Source organism: Streptomyces sp. JLBG701 (assembly GCF_058544905.1).
Genome location: NZ_CM178588.1, coordinates 9,072,064 through 9,092,966, shown reverse-complemented (window position 1 = coordinate 9,092,966; position 20,903 = coordinate 9,072,064). Strand labels below are relative to the sequence as shown.

At 70.8% G+C, this 20,903-nt stretch carries 19 protein-coding genes; 8 read left to right on the top strand and 11 right to left on the bottom strand.

The genetic code is table 11. From position 1 onward, the window contains the following. Positions 1–79 precede the first annotated feature (79 nt). On the top strand, positions 80–907 hold the full coding sequence (locus AC5DRG_RS41670) for an SCO2400 family protein (RefSeq protein ID WP_491805046.1): 828 nt from the start codon (positions 80–82) through the stop codon (positions 905–907). Here the strand turns inward: AC5DRG_RS41670 and AC5DRG_RS41665 are convergent. From AC5DRG_RS41665 to AC5DRG_RS41635, 7 genes are read right to left on the bottom strand one after another with little or no spacing between them, the layout of a single operon-like run. Next, the gene (locus AC5DRG_RS41665) at positions 900–1,550 is read right to left on the bottom strand and encodes a sigma-70 family RNA polymerase sigma factor (protein ID WP_491813298.1); all 651 of its coding nucleotides are present in this window, start codon (positions 1,548–1,550) and stop codon (positions 900–902) included. The two genes, AC5DRG_RS41670 and AC5DRG_RS41665, sit on opposite strands and share 8 nt — an antisense overlap. Continuing rightward, positions 1,484–3,076: an ATP-binding cassette domain-containing protein gene (locus AC5DRG_RS41660; protein ID WP_491805045.1), complete on the bottom strand. Its 1,593-nt coding sequence runs from the start codon at positions 3,074–3,076 to the stop codon at positions 1,484–1,486. The genes AC5DRG_RS41665 and AC5DRG_RS41660 overlap by 67 nt, the downstream gene beginning before the upstream one ends. Then, positions 3,073–4,770: an ABC transporter ATP-binding protein/permease gene (locus AC5DRG_RS41655; protein ID WP_491805044.1), complete on the bottom strand. Its 1,698-nt coding sequence runs from the start codon at positions 4,768–4,770 to the stop codon at positions 3,073–3,075. Before AC5DRG_RS41655 ends, AC5DRG_RS41660 begins: the two co-directional genes overlap by 4 nt. Further along, positions 4,757–4,987: a hypothetical protein gene (locus tag AC5DRG_RS41650; RefSeq protein WP_491805043.1), complete on the bottom strand. Its 231-nt coding sequence runs from the start codon at positions 4,985–4,987 to the stop codon at positions 4,757–4,759. The genes AC5DRG_RS41655 and AC5DRG_RS41650 overlap by 14 nt, the downstream gene beginning before the upstream one ends. Continuing rightward, a complete protein-coding gene (locus tag AC5DRG_RS41645; RefSeq protein WP_491805042.1) occupies positions 4,984–5,985 on the bottom strand; it encodes a cytochrome d ubiquinol oxidase subunit II in 1,002 nt (333 codons plus the stop codon). The genes AC5DRG_RS41650 and AC5DRG_RS41645 overlap by 4 nt, the downstream gene beginning before the upstream one ends. Next, positions 5,982–7,379 (bottom strand): cytochrome ubiquinol oxidase subunit I, encoded by a 1,398-nt coding sequence (locus AC5DRG_RS41640; RefSeq protein WP_491805041.1) that lies wholly within the window; start codon positions 7,377–7,379, stop codon positions 5,982–5,984. Before AC5DRG_RS41640 ends, AC5DRG_RS41645 begins: the two co-directional genes overlap by 4 nt. A 36-nt stretch (positions 7,380–7,415) precedes the next feature. Continuing rightward, positions 7,416–8,894 carry an MFS transporter gene (locus AC5DRG_RS41635; protein ID WP_491805040.1) on the bottom strand — a complete coding sequence of 493 codons (1,479 nt, stop codon included), beginning with the start codon at positions 8,892–8,894 and terminating at the stop codon, positions 7,416–7,418. 101 nt (positions 8,895–8,995) lie between these two features. Here AC5DRG_RS41635 and AC5DRG_RS41630 point away from each other — a divergent pair, with 101 nt between their 5' ends. Then, a complete protein-coding gene (locus AC5DRG_RS41630; RefSeq protein ID WP_491813297.1) occupies positions 8,996–9,505 on the top strand; it encodes a MarR family winged helix-turn-helix transcriptional regulator in 510 nt (169 codons plus the stop codon). A 6-nt stretch (positions 9,506–9,511) separates the two neighbouring features. On the opposite strand, the gene AC5DRG_RS41625 is transcribed toward AC5DRG_RS41630, so the two are convergent. Continuing rightward, entirely contained in the window at positions 9,512–9,817 is a 306-nt protein-coding gene (locus AC5DRG_RS41625) for a hypothetical protein (protein ID WP_491805039.1), read from the bottom strand. A gap of 89 nt (positions 9,818–9,906) precedes the next feature. Then, complete coding sequence (locus tag AC5DRG_RS41620) at positions 9,907–11,517, bottom strand: MFS transporter (RefSeq protein ID WP_491805038.1); 1,611 nt, start codon at positions 11,515–11,517, stop codon at positions 9,907–9,909. Between the two features lie 115 nt (positions 11,518–11,632). Here AC5DRG_RS41620 and AC5DRG_RS41615 point away from each other — a divergent pair, with 115 nt between their 5' ends. Beyond that, positions 11,633–12,286 (top strand): TetR/AcrR family transcriptional regulator, encoded by a 654-nt coding sequence (locus AC5DRG_RS41615; protein WP_491805037.1) that lies wholly within the window; start codon positions 11,633–11,635, stop codon positions 12,284–12,286. A 129-nt stretch (positions 12,287–12,415) separates the two neighbouring features. After that, a complete protein-coding gene (locus tag AC5DRG_RS41610) occupies positions 12,416–13,219 on the top strand; it encodes an LmeA family phospholipid-binding protein (RefSeq protein WP_491805036.1) in 804 nt (267 codons plus the stop codon). A 13-nt stretch (positions 13,220–13,232) separates the two neighbouring features. Here the strand turns inward: AC5DRG_RS41610 and AC5DRG_RS41605 are convergent, their stop codons facing one another. After that, complete coding sequence (locus AC5DRG_RS41605; protein WP_491805035.1) at positions 13,233–13,868, bottom strand: TetR/AcrR family transcriptional regulator; 636 nt, start codon at positions 13,866–13,868, stop codon at positions 13,233–13,235. 135 nt (positions 13,869–14,003) lie between these two features. Here AC5DRG_RS41605 and AC5DRG_RS41600 point away from each other — a divergent pair, with 135 nt between their 5' ends. The 4 genes from AC5DRG_RS41600 to AC5DRG_RS41585 are packed head-to-tail and all read left to right on the top strand — an operon-like array spanning position 14,004 to position 19,703. After that, positions 14,004–15,122 (top strand): VOC family protein, encoded by a 1,119-nt coding sequence (locus AC5DRG_RS41600; protein ID WP_491805034.1) that lies wholly within the window; start codon positions 14,004–14,006, stop codon positions 15,120–15,122. Beyond that, entirely contained in the window at positions 15,119–16,057 is a 939-nt protein-coding gene (locus AC5DRG_RS41595; protein ID WP_491805033.1) for a fumarylacetoacetate hydrolase family protein, read from the top strand. Before AC5DRG_RS41600 ends, AC5DRG_RS41595 begins: the two co-directional genes overlap by 4 nt. Positions 16,058–16,077: 20 nt before the next feature. After that, positions 16,078–17,658, top strand: a complete 1,581-nt coding sequence (gene mhpA / locus AC5DRG_RS41590) for a bifunctional 3-(3-hydroxy-phenyl)propionate/3-hydroxycinnamic acid hydroxylase MhpA (RefSeq protein WP_491805032.1) — start codon at positions 16,078–16,080, stop codon at positions 17,656–17,658. Further along, positions 17,655–19,703 (top strand): acetoacetate--CoA ligase, encoded by a 2,049-nt coding sequence (locus AC5DRG_RS41585; RefSeq protein WP_491805031.1) that lies wholly within the window; start codon positions 17,655–17,657, stop codon positions 19,701–19,703. The genes mhpA and AC5DRG_RS41585 overlap by 4 nt, the downstream gene beginning before the upstream one ends. Here the strand turns inward: AC5DRG_RS41585 and AC5DRG_RS41580 are convergent. After that, positions 19,637–20,896 carry a vWA domain-containing protein gene (locus AC5DRG_RS41580; RefSeq protein WP_491813296.1) on the bottom strand — a complete coding sequence of 420 codons (1,260 nt, stop codon included), beginning with the start codon at positions 20,894–20,896 and terminating at the stop codon, positions 19,637–19,639. The genes AC5DRG_RS41585 and AC5DRG_RS41580 overlap by 67 nt on opposite strands. Between the last annotated feature and the right edge of the window lie 7 nt (positions 20,897–20,903).

Below are 20,903 nucleotides of genomic sequence, written 5' to 3'. Positions count from 1 at the left end.
GCGCAGGAGCGTCACACAGGCTGCACACGCCCAATCGAAAGCCTCGCTACCTTTGCTGCGGCTCGCTCCCCCGTGCGAAATGAACACAGGAAGACCGCAGATGGACTACTGCTCCACGTGCCGTCGGCATCTCAACGGCGCTCTGGCGTGCCCCGGTTGCGGCGTCTACGCCTCGGGCAACGCTCCGCTCGTCTACGGAACGCCCGCAAGGGCAGCCGCGACGGACGCAGCAGAGTGGCACGCCCCGTCCAGCCTGCGGCACGACGCTGTTCCCGACGCCGAGGAAGTCGGCGAGGCACAGCAGGAGCACCCGTACGACGGCACGGACGCCCCCTCCCCGGCACCGACAGGCCGGGCTGCGCGGCGTCGGCAGCGGGAGCGCTGGAAGAAGACCCAGCGCAGGGCCCTGGTGGCCACCGCGGTCGCCCTGGTCGGCGGCGGTCTGACCGTCACCTCGATGGACCGACAGTCCACGGATCGGGCACAGGCAGCATCCGCGCCCGACAGGGAGGCCATGGGGATCGCGGAGAAGCAGGTCACGGATTCCGCTCCGGACTCGTCGACGTCGACCGAGACCCAGCGGTCCCAGCCCACGTCGTCCGCCACCGACTCCTCCGCGACGAACGCACCGCACGAGCAGTCCGCCGCCACACCCCAGGCCACGCCGACGGCCCAGGCGACCCGACAGGCCGACGTCACGACTCCGCTGACGAATGCGGTGTCCTCTGTCGAGTCGCAGGCCGCCTCCACCGTGTCCGATGCCACGGGCACCGTCACGGAGACGACGGCCTCGGCCACCGCCAGCGCCCCAAGCACGGAAACCTCGTCGGCGACCTCCTCCCCGTCCGAGTCCTCGTCGTCCTCGTCGTCAGAGATCTGCCTGCTCGGGCTGGTCTGCATCAGCTGACCCCGCGCACCTCGGTGGACGCCTGTCGTCCACCGAGGCGGTGCTCGCGGGCGTAGCCCTCCAACAGTGAGCGCAACCTGCTGCGCCCCCGGTGGAGGCGGGACAACACCGTGCCGACGGGGGTCCGCATGATGTCGGCGATCTCCCGGACGGTGAAGCCCTCGACGTCGAAGAGGTACACGACGACGCGGAAGCTCTCGGGGATGGCCCACAGCGCCGCTTTGACGTCCGCGTCGGGCAGGTGGTCCAGCACCTCGGATTCGGCCGTACGCAGGCCAGTGGACGTGTGCGACGCGGCACGGGCCAGCTGCCAGTCCTCCACGTGCGCCGAGCCGTCGTACTGCGGTCGACGCCGTTGGCTGCGGCGGGAGTTGAGGAAGGTGGTGGTGAGGATGCGGTACAGCCACGCCTTGAGGTTGGTGCCCTCGCGGAACTGGTGGAACGAGGAGTAGGCCCTGGCGTACGTCTCCTGGACCAGGTCCTCGGCATCGGCCGGAGAGCCGGTCATGCCGAGAGCCGTCGAGTAGAGCCGGTCGAGATGCGCCAGGGCCGGTTCGAAGCGGGAGTGTGTTGTGGTCATGGCGCCTCCTCGGAGGTGTGGTCGAGCGGTAGTCGGGTCACGTGTCCGGCCGACTGAAGGCAGACCGGTATGGCGTGCAGGGCGAGGACGACGGTGGTGTCGGGCAGGCTCGCGAGGATGCCCAGTACGTGGCGGGCGGTGCGGTCGTCCAGGCCCGTGGTCGGTTCGTCGACGATCAGGACGTGGGGGTGGCGGGCCAGGGCCCGGCCCAGGTAGACCCGGCGGAGTTCGCCGCCGGAGAGCTGTCTTCCGCCGGGGCCGACGGAGGTCGTGGCGGTCAGTCCGCTGTCGTTCAGCCGTAGTTGGGCGAGGCGTTCGTCGATCTCGTCGTCGGTCAGGGCGGGGTCGGCGAGGCGCCAGTTGGATCCGAGGGTGCCGGTGAAGAGGTGGTCGTCGGCGGCGACGGCCACGACGGCGGGCCGGCCCCTCTCGGGGTCCTCGGTCGCTTGCCGCAGCGACGAGGCGAGGGCTCGGAGCAGGGTGCTCTTGCCGCTGCCTGAGCGGCCGGTGACCACGAGCATCGCGCCCCGGGCGACGGTGACACCGAGGACGCGCCCCGGCCGGAGGGCCATCGGCGGAAGGACGTAGTCGGCGAAGCCCATGCCCTGCTCGGTGGACCACGACCGCATCTCCGGAACCGTGGAGTCGCTCGCGGTGAGCGGCACGGTTGCCGTGAGCCTGCGGTGTGCGGCCTTCGCGGCGGCTCGGGCATCGGCGGCGGTCGCCAGCTGTTCGGCCTGGGCCAGTACGCCGAGGGCCAGCAGGGTGACGAACGCGAACGTGGGGGCGTCCAGTGCGCCGCCGGTGGCGGCCGTGGCGGTCAGCGTGGCCGTGCCGATCAGGCCGGTGGCCAGCGTGGTCCGGTGCCGGCGTCGGCCTGCCGCTTCCCGCGCGCTGTCGAGTCGGGTGAACCGCGCCGTCGTACGCGCCGCGAGCTGCTCGGCGGCACCCAGCGATGCCATCTCCGTCCATGCGTCGACGGCGGTGACCAGTTCGGCGCGCAGCGCCTTGCGGGTGTGCTGCTCGGTTTCGCGGGCGGTACCGGGCGTGCGGTGGGCGATCACCGCCATGACGACGACGCCTGCCGCGAGTACGGCCGCCGGTGCGAGGGACGTGGTCACCGCTACGGCGAGGACGGCACCGGCGGTCAGCACAGCGGTGACGGCGACGGGGGTTGTGGACTCGATCAGTGCCATACCGGCGCTGTCCGCGTCGGCCATGCCGCGGTCGAGCAGTTCACCCGACCACAGGCGGTCCGCCGGTGCCCGGTCGGTGGCCGCGGCACGGTCGAAGAGACCGGCCCGGGCGGTGGCGATCCGGCGCAGGGCGGCCGCGTGCAACACGAGCCGCTTGCCGTAGTTGCCGGCGACGCGGGCCAAGGCGAAGGCGCGCACACCGCCGCTGGGAGCGACGTAGGAGAAGGAGCTGAAGGTGGCCGCCCCGGCGACGGCGCAGGCGCTGATGAACCAGCCCGACAGTCCGAGCAGTCCGGCGGAGGACAGTTCGGCGACGACCGCGAGCACCAGTCCCGCGGCCGCAGGGCAACTCGCCCGCCGATCACGGACGTTCGGGCTACGGCTGCTGCTCATCGCGCGTTCACCGGCCTCGCGTCGTACAGGAGGCCGCCGTCGATCGCGAGCACGGTGTCGGCCGCGGCTGCCAGCGTGAAGGAGTGGGTGGCGATGACGACGGTGCAGCCGTCGGTGGCCCGCCGCAGGGCCTCGACGAGCTCGCGTTCGCTGTCCGCGTCGAGGTGGGCGGTCGGCTCGTCGAGCAGCCAGAGCCGGGCTCCGCGCAGAAAGGCCCGGGCGATGGCGATCCGGCGGGCCTCGCCGGTCGACACACCCCAACCGCCCTCGCCGAGACGGGTGTTGAGTCCCTCGGGGAGGCCCTCGATCACGGCGCTCAGCCCGGCGGCGTCGACGGCCCTCCGGATCTGCCGCTCGGTGGCGGCCGGGCGGCCGAGGCGGACGTTGTCGCGGACGGTCGCGTCGAGCAGCACGGTCTGCTGTCCTACCCAGGCGCATCCGCCGAGGGCCGGCGCCTGGCGTGCGGACGAGGTCTGCCACCGGACCGAGCCCGCCGAGGGCCGACACAGGCCGGCGATCAGCGACAGCAGCGTGCTCTTCCCCGAGCCGGAGGCGCCGGTGATCGCGGTCCAGGTACCCGGTGCGAAGTCGGCGTCGGCATGGATGGTGTCCTGGTCGGCGCCGTCGTAGCGGAACCGGACCGCTGTCAGTGACACACCGACCGGCTCGGTCAGTTGCGGACGGACCGCCCGGATCACCTCGACGGGGGTGCTCTCGACGATGCCGTGGATGACATCGGCGGCGACCATCGCGCGTTCCCGCAGGTGGAAGGCGGAGGCCCTGGCGCGCATCGGGGCGAAGTACATCGGACACACGAGCAGCACCAGCAGACCGGTGAACAGGTCGAGGCGCGGCGCGTGCGGCACCCGCACGTACCCGAGCAACGACAGGCCGATGTACGTGGCGTTCACCGCGATGGAGAACGTGATGACGACGTCCATGATCATCCCGGACAGGAAGGCCCGGCGCAGCACGCTCATCGTCGCCTTGTTCAGCCGCTCGGCGGCCGTGGTCAGGGTGCGGCCGCGCCTACCGACCGCGCCGAGCTCGCGCAGGGTCCGCAGGCCGCGGAAGCTGTCGAGGACTACGGCGTTCAGGTGCTGGGTCGCGGTCAGTTGGCGGTCCGCGCCGTGCTGGGCGAACAGTCCTGCCAGGCGCATGTTGAGGGGCAGCAGCGCGGTGGTCAGGACGAGCACGATCGCAGCCGGCCAGTGCACGGCGGCCGTGACCGCCAGTACGGCGATCATCGACAGTGGCGCCGACCGGTCCAGGGGCGCGCTCCGCGCGTGGAAGTCGGCGACGTCGTCGGCCAGATCGACCATCGTCCACGCGGTCTCGGCCGGTCCTGTCTCGCTGATCCGACCGGCGGTCGGCAGCAGAGCGCCCGTCAACTGCCGCCGCAGACCGGTCGCGACGGCACGTGCGCCCCGCTCGGCCAGCGTGCCGGCCGTCCAGCCGGCGCCCACCGCCAGCGTGCTCATGGCTGCGAAAGCCGCCAGGCCCCACGTCTCGTGTGCCACGGCCCGGTCCATCACCGTCTGGGCCGTCCACGCCAGGGCGCCCCAGCGGGCGATCGTGAACAGCGTCTCCAGTGTCTGGAAGGCGCCCGACAGGCCGAACCAGTGCCGCCCGGGTGCGGCGCACTTGACGAGCCACACGCCGTCGCTCTTCTCGTGCATCTCATTCGTCGTCATGGGGGCGCCGCTCGTCGACGATCCACGCGATGCCACCGGTCAGGGCGATGGCGATCATGCCCAGGGTGGTCAGCAGCTGCGAGTGGATCTGCTGGTAGCCGCCGAACATCCCCTGGCAGACGAAGTAGGCGAGCAGGCCCAGCACGGTCCAGACGACCGCCGCGAGAAGACGCAGCACGATACGGACCGGCGTGGGGAGTGAGCTCCGGGTGGTCATGAGCGCGCTCCTGCGGTGTCGGGCTTTCCTGCGAAGGCGCGGTGGGCGAACACGTTGTAGGCCAGCACCAGCGGCATGTTCAGGCCGATGCCGACGAGGATGAAGACCATCGTGGAGTGCGGGCCGGCCGCGCCGTCGACGGTGAGGCCGGGCGGCAGGAGCACCGGGTAGCGGGCCACGCCCAGGGCGAGGAACACGGACACCGTCGCGACCACGAGCCCGCCGAGCGGGAGGGTGTCCGCCGCTGCGGACTTCCGCTTCCGGGGGAACGTGACGAGCGAGGTGACCGCTCCCGCGGCGGCGAACAGCAGCAGGACGGCGAACGCGAAGGCGCGACCCGGGCTGTCGAGGTTCAGCGGGGCCGCGGTGGTGTCGACCGTGACGAGGACGAGGATGAGCAGCGCTCCGGCGACCGCCGTGGCGACCGCGCCCCGTCGTGCCGCCGACTCGCGCAGAAGCCCGGACGACTTGTGCTTGGTGTAGGCGTAACCGAGGGCGGTGTACCCGACGGTGACGGTGAGTCCGGACAGGACGCAGAACCAGCTGAACGCCCCGAAGGCCGACCCGGTGTAGACATCACCCCGCAGATGTGGTGCCGAGGTCAGCGTCCCCAGGGCGAAGCCCTGCGCGAACGCGGACAGCAGCGACGCGACGCCGAAGGCGGTGGTCCAGCGGGGAGCCGGAGGCGCCTGGGAGGCCATCTCGACACTCACGCCGCGAACGACGAGGGAGAACAGCATCACGATCACCGGCAGGTAGGCGTGCGGCAGGATCGTGCCGAAAGCCAGGGGGAAGCCCGCCCAGAGCGCGACGCCGAGCAGGATGAGCCAGGTCTCGTTGCCGTCCCAGCCCACCGCGACGGACTCCAGCATGTGCCGACGGTGCGCCGGGTCGCGTTCGAAGAGGGTGGCGACGCCGATACCGAGGTCGTAGCCGTCGAGCACGACATACATCAGCAGGCAGAGGAGGACGGTCGCCGACCAGAGGGTGGTGGTCATCGCGCCGCCACCTCCCTCGGGGCGACCGATGCGGACAGTCCCGTGAGCGGAACGGGACCGGCCTGTGGTGGAGGTTCCTGTCGAGGATCGTCGCGTTCCGGGCCGATGCGCATCGTGCGGACGATGTAGGCGACGTAGGCCACGAGCATGATCAGGTAGAGCACGGAGAAACCGATCACCGAGAACAGGACTTCGCCTGGCGCCAGTTGGGACACCGCGGCCGAGGTGCGGAGCTGCCCGAACACGATCCACGGCTGCCGTCCCGCTTCGGCGGTGACCCAGCCCCCGAGGATGGCCAGGATCCCCGCCGGAGTCGTCCAGAGGACGAACCGGTGGAAGCGGCGCGCGGTCCACAGGCGGTTGCGCATGCGCAGGACCGTGGCCGCGAACGCCGTGCCGAACATCAGCACGGCCGCCAGGAACATGACGCGGAAGCCCCAGAAGGTCGCTGCCATGTTCGGCCGGTCGGCGGCCGGGGTGAGCTTCAGGCCGGGCATGGCCGTCTTGCAGGTGAGGTCCTTGGCGATGTAGCTGCCGAGGCAGGGGATGTCGAGCTCGGCGATGTTCCGCGCGGCTTGCTGGTCCGGAATGGAGAACAGGACGAAGCCGGTGTCGCCGTTGTTCCAGTTCCCCTCGATCGCCTCCAACTTCGGGAGCTGATACGGCAGTTCATGCCCGGCCACGCTGTCGCCGAGGTAGAGCTGAACGGGCATCAGCAGTGCGGCGATCCCGAGCGCGATCGACATCGAGCGGCGGGCGAAGCCCTTCGCGCGCCCCTTGACCAGGTACCAGGCAGAGATCCCGGCGACGAAGAAGCTCGCCGAGATCAGTACGGCGGCCAGCACGTGCGGCCAGCGCCAGATGAACGACGGGTTGAAGATGACGCGCATCCAGTCCGTGGGCTCGAACTGACCGTGGACGACCTTGAATCCGGCGGGCGTCTGCATCCACGAGTTCGCAGCGATGATCCACGTGGATGACAGGACGGTGCCGAGCGACACCATCACGGTCGACAGGAACATCGTGCCCTTGCTGACGCGGCCGTCGCCGTAGAGCAGCACGCCGATGAAGCCGGCCTCGACGAAGAAGGCGGTCACGACCTCCATGCCGATGATCGGCCCGATGATGGGCCCCGTCTTCGCCCCGTACACACCCCAGTTGAGTCCCATCTGGAAGGTGATGACGGCCCCGGCGACCACACCGATCGCGAAGCCGACGGCGAAGATGCGCCGCCAGAATCGGAACATCTGGAGGTAGACCGCCCTGCCGGTGCGCCAGTACAGGCCGTAGACCACCGACAGGAAGACGGACAGGCCGACGGTGATCGCCGGGAAGGTCATGTGGAACATCACGGTGATGGCGAACTGCCATCGCGACAAGTCGAGAAGACTCATCACTGCTCCCTTGCGAGAGGTTCGAGAGGGGCGGGTTCAGGCGTCGACGACGGGAGTGGCGGCCGACGTTGACTTGGTGAAGCGCGGTAGGGCGGCGGCGCCGATCGCGAGGAGGGCGACGATGCCCATCTGGACGTACTCGACTCCGGCGAAGGCGTGGGCGATGTTGTGCGGGGCCAGGGCCAGGTAGAGGGTGCCGAGGGTGGCCACGCCGAGGGCCAGGCCGCTCTGCTGCAACGTGATCAGCACTCCGCTGCCGATGCCGGCCAGGTGCGTGGGGACGTCGGCGAGGACGCTGCGGAACAGGCCGGCGAACAGCATCGACTGGCCGGCACCGACCAGTGCGAGTGGTACCGCCATCGTCCACAGGCCGACGTGCGGCCAGTTCGCGAGCAGGATCGCCACCAGGGAGGCCAGTCCGGCGAGTTGGACGACCGCGCCGGCCGACAGCGCGGCCCGGCCGTACCGGGTGATCACGCGGGGCGCGACCAGTGAACCGGCGAAGAAGAGCAGGGCCATCGGCAGGATCGCCAGGCCGCTGTGCAGGGCGTCGGCGTGCAGGCCGTTCTGGACGGTGAGGGCGAAGACGAACATGAACGCGCCGAAGCCGATGCTGAAGACGAACACCATGGCAAGGCCGCGGGACATGGACGGCAGACGCAGCAACGACGGTGGCAGCAGCGGGACTTCACCGCGCCGCTCGGTGCGCTTCTCGACCGCGTAGGTGGCGGCGCCGAGGACGACCGCGAGGGCGAGCAGCAGCCAGGTCCACCACGGCCAGCCCAGGGAGTGGCCCTCCGTGAGCGGGACGAGCAGCGCGGTCAGGGTGGCGGCGAACAGGACGGTGCCGGGCAGGTCGATGCCGACCGGGTGGTGCGAGCGGGTGTCGGGCACGATCCGGGCCGCCATCAGCAGCACGACCACGCCGATGGGTACGTTGACCAGGAAGATCGGCCGCCACGAGGTGCCGGCGATGTCGGCGCTGACCAGCAGGCCGCCCACCAACTGTCCGACCACGGCGGCGATTCCGGAGGTGGCCCCGTACAGGGCCACGGCACGGGACTTGCGTTCGCCTTCGAGGACGTGGTGGAAGGTCGCGAGCACCTGCGGGATGAGCAGGGCGGCCGTGGCGCCCTGAACGATGCGGGCCGCGATCAGCGCACCCACGCTCGGGGCGACTCCGCAGGCCAGCGAGGCCAGCACGAAGCCGACGAGCGCCCCGAGGAAGATACGGCGGCGGCCGTAGCGGTCGCCAAGGCGTCCGCCGAGGACGAGCAAGGTGGCGTACGCGACGCCATACCCGGCGATCACCAGCTCCAGCGAAGACGCGGAGGCGTGCAGCGAGGCGTCGATGCTGGGCAGGGCCACATTGGTGATGAAGAAGTCCATGATCGGCAGGAAGGCGCCGGCCAGCAGGATGAACACTCCGGCCGGGTGCAGGCCGCCGGCCCGGGCCGTGGCGTGGGGCGACAGCGCGGTGCCCCCGGTCTGCGAGGTTGAGGTGGTTGTCGTCACGACGACTCCAGAAGGACAGTTGTTATGACCTCATAACTATGAGCTCATAATGAGTATGCCCCCATAACTACATGGCGGCAACCCCGTACCCTGGAGCCGTGATGGAGGACCAAGCGCATCAGACGGGCCCGACAGCAGGGCCGGAGCACGAGCAGCGGTGGGCCGAGCTGGCCGACCTCGTGCTGATCATCAGCAGGGAGATCCAGTTCCGCCGCTACACGGACGAGCGGGCCGTCCACCTGTCACAGTCCGAGGGCATGGTGATGCGCTACCTGAAGAGCGACCCCGACGCCCCGCCCAGCCGCATCGCCGCCGCGACCGGGCTCCAGCGCACCAACCTCTCCACCGTCCTGCGCGGGCTCGAGGAGAAGGGCTTCATCGAGCGGCGGGCCCACGCGGGCGACGGTCGCGGGGTGACGGTCCACTCCACCGAGCGCGGGCGCAGCAATACCGTCCTGGTCCGGCGGGAATGGGCCGCGACCGTCTCCGCGGCCGCCGACCACGACACCGAACACCTCGACGCCGCCATCACCCTGCTCAGCGCCGTCGAGGCCGGACTGGCCAGGACACGGCCACGGAACCGCGCCATGCCTCCGGCACCCTCGACCTGACGGCCGCTACCCGTGCCGGCGCCGGTGCGGGAGATGCGGCAGGCTCAAGTGGCGCTCGCGGTGCGGTCGTTCGACGGCGCGGGCGGCGACTTCCGGTGACGTCACCTGGACGGTGCGGCTCCCGCAGCGCGGGCAGACCGCTGCCGCCAGCGGCGATGCGAGGGCCTTGCCGTTCTCGTCGACGTAGTCCTGGATGTCCGGTCGGCCGGGGTCGGTGAAGAACATGACGCGGAAGGTGCGCTCCCAGGCGTGACCGCAGTCTCCGCAGGCGAAGACGAACGTCTCGGGTACGGCGTCGGGCTCGGCCGGCATGGGGTACCTCCACGATCGGGCCGGGATGGCCAGGCCACCATCGCGCGGCGGCCGTCGCCACCGGCCGGGCCCGTCCGGGTGAGCGCGGCTCACCGACATGCGTTGTCGGCGTACTCCCCGTCCCGGTCGGCCTTCTCCACCGGCTCCTTCGCGCGGTGGTTGCCGGCGGGCAGTACCACGAGGACGATCACGGTTCCTACGGCCATGATGATGCCGCCGATGAGGCTGGTCTGGGCGATTGCGTGGGCGAAGGACTCGTGGACCGCGTCGACCAGGGTCTGGGCCTGCTGGGGTCCGGCGGAGGGGTCCTTCGCGACCTGCTGGGCGACCGCGAGGCCGCCGCCGACCGAGTCCTTGGCGGTGTCCAGGGCCGCGGCCGGCAGCTGGCCGCCGACCAGGTCGGTCAGCTTGTCCTTGTAGGACGTGGCGAGGAGCGAGCCGAGGATGGCGATGCCCAGGGAGGCGCCGAGTTCCAGCGCGGTGTCGTTGGCGCCGCCGCCGACGCCCAGCTCCGACTCGGGGAAGGAACCCATGATGGTGTCGGTGGCCGGGGACAGGCTCAGGCCGATCGCGAAGCCGAGGAGCACCAGCGGCGCCAGGAAGTCGGTGTACGCCGAGCCCGACTCGATCTGCGCGAGCAGGAAGACTCCCGCCGTGCCGATCAGCATGCCGGTGCCCACCACCAGCTTCACGCCCAGCTTCGGGGCCACCCGTCCGGTGACCGCGGCTCCGACGAAGACGGCTCCGGCCAGCGGCAGCAGTCGTACGCCCGTTTCCAGCGCGTTGTAGCCGAGGACGAACTGCAGGAACTGGGTGGAGTAGTAGATCGAGCCGAAGGTGCCGAAGAAGAAGAACAGCACCGCGAGCATGGAGCCGCTGAAGGGGCGCTCCCTGAACTTGCGCACGTCCAGCATGGGGTGGGGGTGGCGCAGTTCCCAGGCGACGAAGGCCGCGAGGCCGACGCCGGCGATGACGGCCGCGGCGATCGGGCCGACGCCCCAGCCGAAGTGCGGGCCCTCGATCGTGGCGTAGACCAGGCTGCCGACGGAGACGATCGACAGCAGGCCGCCGACGTAGTCGATCCGGCCCATCTTCTCCGCCTTCGACGGCGGCACCAGGATCAGTGCGCCGATGACGCCGAGGAGCGCGAGGGGGACGTTCATCAGGAAGGTAGAGCCCCAGGCATGGTTCTCCAGGAGCCAGCCGGCGGCCAGCGGGCCTGCGGCGATGGCGAGGCCGGAGGTGGCGCTCCAGGCCGTGATGGCCCTGGCGCGCTCCGCCCGCGGGAACATCGCGACCAGCAGGGAGAGCGTGGCCGGCATGACCACCGCGGCGCCGACGCCCATGATCGCGCGGGCGGCGATGACGAGGCCGGTCGCGTCGACCAGGCCGCCCATCACAGCGCCGCCCGCGAAGATCAGCAGACCCAGCACGAGTGCGCCGCGGCGGCTGTACTTGTCGCCGATCGAGCCCAGTACGAGCATCAGCGCGGCGTACGGGACGGTGTAGCCGTCGATGACCCACTGCAGGTCGCTGCTGTTGAGGCCCAGGTCGCTGGTCATGTCGGGGGCGGCCACGATCAGTGACGTGTTCGCCATGACCACGATCAGCAGACTCAGGCACAGGACCAGCAGCGCCCACCAGCGGCGTGGATAGGGCTCCGTCATCTTCTCGGCGGGGGTGTTGACGAAGAGCGGCATCGGGAGCTCCTGGGGAATCGACGGGGACTTAATTGCCCAACGATGTGCAGACTAGTTTCTTGCCCATCGATGTGCAACTATCGAGTTGCGCTTCCCCGTCGACCGGAGGTCCGACATGACCAATCCGCACGTCAGCGGTAGCGGGCGACGCCAGACGCGGCTCACCCGGGCCCGCATCCTGGAAGCGGCGAGGCAGGAACTCGGCCGTGATCCCGACAGCAGCCTCGGTGACATCGCGGAGGCCGCCGGCGTGGTGCGGCGTACCGTCTACGACCATTTCGCCGGGCGGGCCGCGCTGGTCGAAGGGCTTGCCGCGGATGCGGCGGAAGCGTTGCGGTGCGCATTGGCGGGCGTGGCGGTCCCTGACCCCGACGCCGGCCCCGACCCAGACGCCGTCACCGCGATGGCGCGGTTCGTCATGGCTCTGTGGCCCGTCGGCGATCGTTATCGCACGTTGCTGCGGATTGCTCCGCAGGATCTGGGGGCGGAGCGGGTGGACGAAGTCCTGGCGCCCGCCCGGGACACGGCTACGGCGATCATCGAGCGGGGGCAGCGGCAGGGGGTTTTCCGGAACGGCGTCCCGGCCGAGCCGCTCAGCAGGGCGGTCGAAGGGCTGCTGCTTGCGTTGCTGGAGTGCGTGAACGTCGGCACCTGGAGCGATGACGGCACCGGTAGCACGACCGCCGCGCTGATTGCGGTGGGGGCAGATCGTGATGTCGCCGTCGCGCGGGTTCGCGAGCTCAGGCGTCCCGAGGCCGTCAGCGCCTAGGCGAGTGCCGCGCTGTGCCGTCGGGCGTCGGGCGTCGGCGTCGTGGCTGGTCGCGCAGTTCCCCGCGCCCCTTCGGGACGCCGCCGAACCCCCCGAGATCACATCCCCCGCGAAACCGAGAGGAACGCCATGTACCCGTCCCAGCATCACGAGGAGACCGTGGTGGGCGAGCCCTACTACAGTGACGCCGCCCTGTATGCGAGCCCCCCTGCCCCCTGGAGGTGCCGCAGGCTCCTTGCCGGCGTGGCCCTGGCGGTGTTGCTCGTCGGTGGCGTCGTCGTCGATCGGGTCGCCGCGGGCCGCGCGGAGCGTCGTACGGCGGTGGCGTTTCAGGAAGGCATGGGGACGCCTGAGTTGCCTTCGGTGCACGTCACGGGGTTTCCCGTGGCGACTCAGTTGGCCCGGGGCAGTCTCCGGCACGTCGACATCACCGCCCACGACATACCCGCCAGCGGGTCGGACCGGCCCCTGCCCGTGACGGAACTGGCCGTCGGGCTCGACGGGTTGAAGACCTCGGGGAGTGCCGACGTGGCCCGTGCGAGCGGTGTCGAGGCGACCGCCTTTCTGTCGTACGAGGATGTGTCGGGCGCGCTCGGTCTGGAGGTCTCTCAGGGCGAGCAGCCGGGGCGGGTCGACGCGGCTGTCAGCCTGCCGCTCGCCGGTGATGTGAGCGTGAGTGCGGTCGTCTCGGCGGTCGGCGGCAACCGCATCGCCTTCACCGATGTGCGCGTCACCCGGGGCGAGTTGATCCCTCCCGCGAAGGCGCTGCTCGACAAGGCCCTGGAAGAGCCCATACCCCTCCGGAACATCCCCGAGGGGCTGCGCCTGCGGTCGGTCACCACCACGGAGAGCGGGATCAGCGCCCGGTTCACGGGCAGGGCGGTCACCTTCCGGCCGGGGTCGGTTTCCGCTGCCGCTTCCACTTCCGCGTGATCCCCCCGGCCCCTCAGTCGAGGTCGGGCAGCGGGCGTCGGGCGACCTCGTGGGCGTCCTCCGGCGGGACTCCCAGCATGCGCAGCAGCATCTCGGCCAGGTTGGACGCGGTCTCGTCGCCGTCGAGTTCCGGGCGGGCGAACCGCAACTCCACCAGCGCCAGCAGGGAGCCACCCAGGGCGGTCAGCGCGACGGTCGGGTCGGCGATGGTGAAACGGCCGGAGGCTACGCCGACCTCCAGGTCGCGCAGGGCGCGTGGGGCCAGGCCCGAGTCGGAGTGGAGGTAGCCGAGGCCGCGGTGGCGCAGGACCTGCATGAGTTCAGGGTGCGACTCGGCCATGCGGGCGCTGAGCCTGAAGCCCGCCGCGACGAGTTCCGCCGGGTCGTCGATGTCCTGAAGGCGTTCGTCGAAGGTACGGCCGAACTCCTCCAGCGCGTCGACCACCGCCGCGTCGAACAGCTCCGTCTTCGACTCGAAGTGGTTGTAGAAGGAGCCGAAGCCGACGTCCGCGCGCTCGGCGATCGCCTGGATGCTCGCGCTGGTGTCCCCGGACTCGGCGAGGATCTGCCGGGCCGCGCGCACGAGGGACTGGCGGGTCTCGGCGCGGCGCCGTTCGAAGCGGTTGCCGGGCGGGGCTGACGTAGGCATGCGGCGAGTCTAGCTGCGGTGACTATGAGGATCACAGTTCTGATGAACCCATCATTTCCTGCTGCTTACCTCTTGACGACGATGGCATCAAGTTTGATGATTTCGTCATTACGGCAATGTTGCTTGGAGGACGCCATGTCCAGGACGGCCCATCAGGACCTCCACAGCGAGCTGGGCGGCTCGCGGGGTGAGCATCCGGGGCGCGCTCGCAATCCGGTGATCAAAGCGGCCGACCTGGCCTGGCTGGAGTTCGAGAAGCCCGACCTCGACCGGGCGGAGGTGTTCGCGCGGGACTTCGGCTTCGCCGTGGCCGCCCGGACCCCGGACAGCCTGTGGCTGCGGGGCACCTTCGCGGGGCCGCCCTGCATGGTGATCCGGCGCGGTCGCACGTCCCGGTTCATCGGCCCGGCCTTCCGCGCGGCCGAGCGGGCCGACCTGGACCGGCTGGCCCGGGCGACGGGGACGGACGTACGGGATGCGGATGCGCCTGGGGGCGGCAAGGTCGTCGACCTGCTCGATCCCTCGGGTTTCCCGGTCCGGGTCGTGCACGGCGCCGAGCCGCTGCCCGAACTCCCCGGACAGCAGCCGCTGTTGTTGAACTTCGGCCCGGATCACCGTCGTACGAACGCCACCCAGCGTCCGTCCCGTGAACCGTCCCGTATCCAGCGCCTGGGGCATGTGGTGCTGGAGACAAGGGTGTTCGCACGGGCCCTGGACTGGTATCTGGAGACGCTCGGGATGATCGTGTCCGACTTCCTGTTCCTGGACGGGCAGCGCGGGCGCGGTCCGACGATGGCGTTCATCCGCTGCGACCAGGGGAGCGTGGCGGTCGATCACCACACCCTGGCCATGCATCTCGGGCCCGGCAACGGCTACGTCCACTCCGCCTACCAGGTCACCGACCTGGACTCGCTCGCGGCCGGTGGCGAGTACCTCAACGAGCGTGGCTATCAGCGCAGTTGGGGTATCGGTCGGCACATCCAGGGCAGCCAGCTCTTCGACTACTGGCGCGACCCCGACCGCTTCATGCTGGAGCACTTCGCCGACGGCGACCTGTTCTCCAGCGACCTCGAACCCGGCTGGGCGCCCATGTCGACGAGCGGTCTCGCCCAGTGGGGCCCGCCGGCCACCCGTGACTTCCTCGGCGCCAGCCCCTCCCCCCAACGGATCCGCGAGGTCGTCCAGGCCCTGCGCGGTGACAACGAACTCGACCCCGGCCGACTGCTGGGCCTGCTGAAAGCGGCGAACTCATGAGCACCAACATCCTGCGCACCGCCGAGGGTTGGTGGGTCGTCCTCGGTGACCGGGCCGTCCCGGTCGACACCAAGGCCGTCACCACCGCGGAGCTGCTGGCCGACCGGGCCGCGGTGCGGGAGGCCGCTGCGAGCGGCGACCCCGGCACGCCCGTCGCCGACCTGGTCGCCCTCTCCCCGGTCACCACCCCCTGCCGAGTGGTCGCCCAGATGGTCAACTACCGCAGCCACGCCCGCGATTCGGGCTTCACCGGCGACATCCCGCCCACCTTCTTCCGCAAGGCGTCCGGCTCGGTGAGCGGCCCGGGCGAGGCGATCGTCCGGCCGTCGCATGTGAACTTCCTCGACTACGAGGTCGAGTTGGGCTTGGTCATGGGCGCGCCGCTGTCTGTCGGCACCGTGGTCGAGGAGCGGGACCTGCCCTCGTACGTCGCCGGGATCGTCATCACCAATGACGTCAGCGCCCGTGACGTACAGCTGACGAAGACGCAGTTCTACGAGAGCAAGTCGTACCCCACCTTCACGCCGACCGGGCCGTACCTGGCGCTGCTGGAGCCGGAGGACTTCGCCCATCTGCTGGACCTGCGGCTGAGGTTGAGCGTCAACGGGGACCTGCGTCAGGACCGCACCCTCGCCGACATGATCGTCCGACCGGCGCGGGCGCTGACCCTGCTGGCCCGCTTCCAGGCTCTCGATCCCGGCGATCTGTTGCTGACCGGCACCCCCGGCGGCACGGCGCTCAAGGCTCCGCCGAAGGTCGTCGAGAAGATCGGCGCGCTGCTGCCGCCCGCCGTGAAGTGGAAGGCGTTCTTCAAGAGCCAGGCCCGCAACCCGCACTACCTGCACGCGGGTGACGTGATCACGGCGACGATCGCGACCCCGGACGGCCGCATCGACCTCGGCGAGCAACGCACGTCCGTCACGGACGCGAACTGAGGACCCGAGGTGAGCCGCACATGAACGTCGACGAAGCCGCACGTGTGCCCGTCGTGATCGTCGGGGCCGGGCCGGTGGGCGTGACCGCCGCCCTTCTCCTGGCCCGGCGCGGAGTCCGCAGTGTCGTCCTCGAACGCCATCAGGACGTCTACCCACTGCCGCGCGCCGTCGCCAACGACGACGAGATCCACCGGATCCTTCAGGCCGCGGGCGTCGGCGAGGAGTTCACCGCGATCTCCCGCCCGGCAGGCGGGCTGCGACTGCTGGACGCCCGGCACCGGGTGATGGCCGAGTTCCGGCGCTCCCAGCAGGGCCACCACGGCTATCCGCAGTCCAGCATGTTCGACCAGCCCGAACTGGAACGAGTGCTGCGCGACGCCCTGGCCCAGCGCCCGGAATGCGACCTGCGTAGCGACGTGGAGGTCACCGGCGTCGGCCCGGACACCACGGGACCCGTACGCGTCACCTACCGCGACGACGCCGGCGAGCACGAGCTGTGGGCCGAGGCGGTCCTCGGCTGCGACGGCGCCAACAGCCTCACCCGCGAAGCCATCGGGGGTGTCTGGGAGGACCTGCGCTTCGAGGAGGACTGGAAGGTCATCGACGTCGACACGACGGGCCCCGTCCGCTGCTGGGAGGGCGTCGACCAAGTCTGCGACCCGGACCGGCCGGGGACCTTCATGCGGGTGAACGAGTCCCGCTACCGCTGGGAGTTCCGGCACGGGGAAGGGCAGGAGACGGTCCGCGAGCTGATCGCCCCGTGGCTGCCGCCCTCGTCCGACGGTGACTTCGAGGTCGTCCGCGAGACGCGGTACACCTTCCGGGCCCGCGTAGCCGACCGCTGGCGCAGCGGCCGGGTCTTCCTGCTCGGCGACGCCGCCCACCTCACCCCGCCGTTCATCGGGCAGGGCCTGTGCTCGGGACTGCGGGACGCCTACAACCTCACCTGGAAGCTCGCCCGGGTTCTCCACCAGGGGGGCGACGAGCGGCTGCTCGCGACCTACGAGAGTGAACGCAAGCCGCATGCCCGGCATGTGGTCCGGCTCGCGGTGGCCATGGGCTGGGCCATGACCGGCGGCCAGGACGGCGCCGCCGCGATCCGCCGCAGGGCGCTGGCCGCGGCCTGCCGCATACCCGGCCTGACCGAACTGGTCGGCCGCGACCTCAGCCCGCCCCTGACCGCCGGACCGCTCGTGCGGCGCGGGGTCCGCCGGGGCCTGGCGGGCACGCACTGCCCCCAACCATGGGTGAGCGTCGGCGGACGGCGCACCCGCCTCGACGATGTGCTCGGCGACTCCTTCGCCGTCCTGACCGCCACGGAACCCGGCCCCTCGCTGACCGCGCTCGCCCACGGTCTCGGCATACAAGCGATCCCGGTGACCGACCTCGGCGACGACGGCACGCTCGCCGCCTGGCTGCGCGCCGGCCGCGCGGACGCGGTGCTGCTGCGTCCGGACCGGGTCGTGATGGACGTAGTCCCGCGCGGGGGCGGCGATTTCACGGGTACGGCCGACTGGGCGTCCCTGCTGCACACCACACGAAGCCCTTTCCCTTCCCAACGGACCGTTGAGAAAAGCCTGTTGAGGAGCATGACGCGATGAACCCGCCGTACCCGGCCCCCTTCTTCACGCCCGATCCGGAAGCGGCGGCGACCAGTCGCATCGCGGACTTCGCCCGGCGTCAAGGCATCGACGACCGTGACTACGCCGCCCTGCACCGCTGGTCGGTCACCGACCTGGAGGGCTTCTGGGGTGCGGTGTGGGAGTACTTCGACGTTGACGCGGACACCCCGTACGAGCAGGTGCTGGAGGAGGAGCGGATGCCCGGCGCCCGCTGGTTCCCCGGCGCCACCCTCAACTACGCCCACCACGCCCTGCGCAATCTCAGGGACGACGACGTGGCGATCGTCGCCCTGGACGAGACCGGCTCCGGGTACGAGGTGACCGGGCAGCAGTTGCGCTCCCAGGTCGCCTCCGTCGCCGCCACCCTGAGCGACCTGGGCGTCGGCAGGGGTGACCGGGTCGTCGGCTATCTGCCCAACACCCCGCACGCGATCGTGGCGTTCCTGGCCGCCGCGAGCCTGGGCGCCATCTGGTCGGTGTGCGGGCAGGACTACGCCCCCAAGGCCGCCGCCGACCGCTTCGCCCAGCTCGAACCCACCGTCCTGATCGCCGCCGACGGCTACCTCTTCAACGGCGACCCGCACGACCGCCGCGACGCCGTCCTCGAACTCGCCCGCGCGCTGCCGACGTTGAAGGCGACGCTGCTGGTGGACCACGTGGGCCTGCCCTGGCCGTCGGGCGCGTACCCGTCGCTGATCGTGCCGTGGGAGGACGCGTCCACCCGTACCGAGCAACTCGCCTGTACCGCCGTGCCGTTCGACCACCCGCTGTGGGTTCTCTTCTCCTCCGGCACCACCGGCCTGCCCAAGGGCATCGTCCACGGCCATGGTGGAGTGCTCCTGGAACACCTCAAGACCCTTAGCCTGCACTCCGACCTCGGCCCCGGCGACCGGCTCCTCTGGTACACCACCACCCACTGGATGATGTGGAACCTGGTCGCCTCGACCCTCCTGACCGGTGCCACGACCTGCACCTACGACGGCAGCCCCGCCCTCCTCACCAAGCCGGACATCCTCTGGGAACTGGCGGCCCGCCATCACGTCACCGTGTTCGGCACCAGCCCCCAATTCCTGCTGGCCATGGCCAAGTTCGGCATCGACCCGTCCGTGCACGACCTGTCGTCCATCCGCGTCGTCGGCTGCACCGGCTCCGCCCTGCCCGCCTCCGCCTACCCCTGGGTCCGCGACCACGTGGGCGACCGCGTCCTGCTGGCCTCCATCAGCGGCGGCACCGACATCGCCTCCGGCTTCGCCGGCAGCGCACCCACCACCCCCGTCTGGGCGGGCGAGTTGTCGGTTCCTCACCTGGGCGTGGCGCTGGCCGCGTACGACGCCGAGGGGTTCCCGGTGGTCGACCGGGTGGGCGAGCTGGTGGTGACCCGGCCGATGCCGTCGATGCCGCTGTGCTTCTGGAACGATCCCGACGGCAGCCGTTATCGCGACGCCTACTTCACCTCGTACCCCGGTGTGTGGCGGCACGGCGACTGGATCACGGTCACGGGACACGGCTCGGTGATCGTGCACGGCCGCTCCGACAGCACGTTGAACCGCAACGGTGTGCGCCTGGGCAGCGCCGACATCCACGACGTCGTCGAGCGCCTCCCGGAGATCACCGAAGCCCTGGTCATCGGGGCGGAGGAACCCGACGGCGGCTACTGGATGCCGCTGTTCGTGGTCCTGGCGGCCGGGGTGACTCTGGACGACGCCCTCCGGGACAGGATCAAGGAGGCGATCCGCGGCGGCGCCTCCCCCCGCCACGTACCCGACGAGATCCTCGAAGTCCCGGCCATCCCCCACACCCGTACCGGCAAGAAACTCGAAGTCCCTGTCAAACGCCTCCTCCAGGGCGCCTTCGCCGAACACGTCGTCAACCTCGCCTCGGTGGACTATCCCGAACTCATCGACTACTACGCCCGGTTGGGAGCCGAGCGCCGCGGTAGCCGCCGTTCCGACGGCGGTCAAGCCGCGCGAGCCGAGTCGATCTCGACCACTCGGGCCCAGTCGGGCGGTGTGTCCGGGACGTAGTCGGGATCGTTCTCGTTCGCCGATCGGTACGCGCGGCGGCGAGGGAACAGGCCGACCACCGTCCGGCACGGTGGTCGGGTGCTCGGCCAGGGTGTCTGGCCGTCGGTCAGGACCACTACGGCGTCCGGTGCCGGGCGTGCGCGGAGCGCCCTGGCGAAACCCGTGCGCAGGTCCGTACCGCCACCGCCCACCAGCGGAATTCCCTCACCACGGCACAGCTCGTGCACCATCCCGGCCGACGCGTCACAGGGCACCACGCTGACCAGGTCGCGGCGGCCACCCACCGCACGGCAGATCGCGGCGACCTCCAGCAACGCGCTGCCCAGTTCGGCGTCGCTGACCGATCCGGAGGTGTCGACGATCACGGAGACCCGGGGCGGCCTGCGTCTCAGGCTCGGCAGGACGACGCCGGGCATCCCGGCGGAGCGCCGCGACGGCCGGCCGTAGGTGTAGTCCTCGCCCACCCCGGGTCCGGAGGCCGCCGAGCGGACCGCCGCCCCCAGCAACTCCCGCCAGGGCTGCGGCGGATGGAACGCCTCCTCCGCCCACCGCTGCCACTTCCTGGAGGCGTTCCCCGGGCGGCCGGTGATGCCCTGCGCCACCCGGAAGCGGACCGCGTCCCGTTCCTGTTCGCTCAGGCCGTGCGCGCCGTCCGGGCCCAGCTCCCACTCCCGTCCCAGTCCGTCGGCGCCGCTGCCGCAGTCCAGCCAGGAGAGGTCCAGCGTGTGCGGCCCGAGCCGGAACTTGCCCAGGTACTCCTCCATGAGCTCGCCCTCGGGCAGCCCCAGGGAAGCCGGGTCGACCGCGCCTTCGGGCCGGACCAGCCCGTCGCCGTACGCGTCGTCGTTGATCTCGCAGTCCGCGGCGATGTTCATCCGCAGCCGCTCCCCCGGGCCGGTCAGCCCGCGCTCGTGCGCGTACCGGTCGCCGCGCCCGTGATGGTCGCGCAGCAGGTGGGACACCTCGTGCACCCACACCCCGGCCAGTTCCTCCACGGGGGTCCGGTCCACGAACGTCGGTGAGACGTAGCACCGCCAGTGCCGGTCGACGGCCATCGTCGGCACCTGCCGTGACTCCACGGTGTGCAGGGCGAACAGTGCCGTCGCCAGGTAGGGACGGGCACGGGCCGCCTGCAGTCGGGCGGTGTAGAGCTTGTCGAGGTCGAGGGTCGCCCTCGGCGCGTGCGGGTTCATCGGTTCA

Coding starts and splice junctions, on each gene's coding strand:
- AC5DRG_RS41615 (WP_491805037.1), top strand. CDS start 11,633: ATGACCAATCCGCACGTCAGCGGTAGCGGGCGACGCCAGACGCGGCTC.
- AC5DRG_RS41605 (WP_491805035.1), bottom strand. CDS start 13,868: ATGCCTACGTCAGCCCCGCCCGGCAACCGCTTCGAACGGCGCCGCGCC.
- AC5DRG_RS41580 (WP_491813296.1), bottom strand. CDS start 20,896: ATGAACCCGCACGCGCCGAGGGCGACCCTCGACCTCGACAAGCTCTAC.
- mhpA (WP_491805032.1), top strand. CDS start 16,078: ATGAACGTCGACGAAGCCGCACGTGTGCCCGTCGTGATCGTCGGGGCC.
- AC5DRG_RS41585 (WP_491805031.1), top strand. CDS start 17,655: ATGAACCCGCCGTACCCGGCCCCCTTCTTCACGCCCGATCCGGAAGCG.
- AC5DRG_RS41610 (WP_491805036.1), top strand. CDS start 12,416: ATGTACCCGTCCCAGCATCACGAGGAGACCGTGGTGGGCGAGCCCTAC.
- AC5DRG_RS41625 (WP_491805039.1), bottom strand. CDS start 9,817: ATGCCGGCCGAGCCCGACGCCGTACCCGAGACGTTCGTCTTCGCCTGC.
- AC5DRG_RS41655 (WP_491805044.1), bottom strand. CDS start 4,770: ATGACGACGAATGAGATGCACGAGAAGAGCGACGGCGTGTGGCTCGTC.
- AC5DRG_RS41660 (WP_491805045.1), bottom strand. CDS start 3,076: ATGAGCAGCAGCCGTAGCCCGAACGTCCGTGATCGGCGGGCGAGTTGC.
- AC5DRG_RS41645 (WP_491805042.1), bottom strand. CDS start 5,985: ATGACCACCACCCTCTGGTCGGCGACCGTCCTCCTCTGCCTGCTGATG.
- AC5DRG_RS41640 (WP_491805041.1), bottom strand. CDS start 7,379: ATGAGTCTTCTCGACTTGTCGCGATGGCAGTTCGCCATCACCGTGATG.
- AC5DRG_RS41630 (WP_491813297.1), top strand. CDS start 8,996: ATGGAGGACCAAGCGCATCAGACGGGCCCGACAGCAGGGCCGGAGCAC.
- AC5DRG_RS41650 (WP_491805043.1), bottom strand. CDS start 4,987: ATGACCACCCGGAGCTCACTCCCCACGCCGGTCCGTATCGTGCTGCGT.
- AC5DRG_RS41670 (WP_491805046.1), top strand. CDS start 80: ATGAACACAGGAAGACCGCAGATGGACTACTGCTCCACGTGCCGTCGG.
- AC5DRG_RS41620 (WP_491805038.1), bottom strand. CDS start 11,517: ATGCCGCTCTTCGTCAACACCCCCGCCGAGAAGATGACGGAGCCCTAT.
- AC5DRG_RS41600 (WP_491805034.1), top strand. CDS start 14,004: ATGTCCAGGACGGCCCATCAGGACCTCCACAGCGAGCTGGGCGGCTCG.
- AC5DRG_RS41595 (WP_491805033.1), top strand. CDS start 15,119: ATGAGCACCAACATCCTGCGCACCGCCGAGGGTTGGTGGGTCGTCCTC.